The organism is Megasphaera sp. AM44-1BH, from assembly GCF_003467125.1.
GTDB lineage: Bacteria > Bacillota > Negativicutes > Veillonellales > Megasphaeraceae > Megasphaera.
The window spans coordinates 1-566 of sequence record NZ_QSFA01000056.1 but is presented as its reverse complement, the minus strand read 5'-3'; the positions used below and the strand labels follow the sequence as shown (position 1 = coordinate 566).

Below are 566 nucleotides of genomic sequence, written 5' to 3'. Positions count from 1 at the left end.
GATTTCTTGGAATCGTAGGCAAAATATGCCTGGGCATACATGTTCGTATGGTTGCCGATAATCTTGACAGCCGACTTGTTGGCGCCGACCGTACCATCACTGCCGAGGCCCCAGAATTTGCAGGCCGTCGTGCCAGCCGGTGTCGTATCGATATCCTGGGTGATTGGCAGGGACGTATTGGTTACGTCGTCGGTAATGGCAACGGTGAAATGGTCCTTCGGCGTATCCTGTTTCAGATTTTCGAAGACGCTGAGGATATGGGTCGGTGTCGTATCCTTGCCGCCGAGGCCGGCACGGCCGCCTACGATGAGCGGTGCGTTTTCTACGCCGCTGTAGGCCTGGGTGACATCGAGATAGAGCGGTTCTGCCAGGGAGCCCTGTTCCTTTGTGCGGTCCAGGACGGCGATTTTCCGGACCGTTTCCGGGATATATTTGAAGAAATATTTAAGTGAGAACGGACGATAGAGATGGACCGAAAGGAGGCCCGTCTTTTCTCCGTGGGCGTTGAGGTAATCGACAGTTTCCTTCGTCGCATCGCACAAAGAGCCCATGGCAATGATCATGCG

Annotated in this window: 1 pseudogene; it reads right to left on the bottom strand. The window is 54.6% G+C overall.

What is annotated here, in order from left to right:
• A pseudogene (locus DW949_RS13550) lies at positions 1-566 on the bottom strand (pyruvate:ferredoxin (flavodoxin) oxidoreductase); the annotation flags it as partial.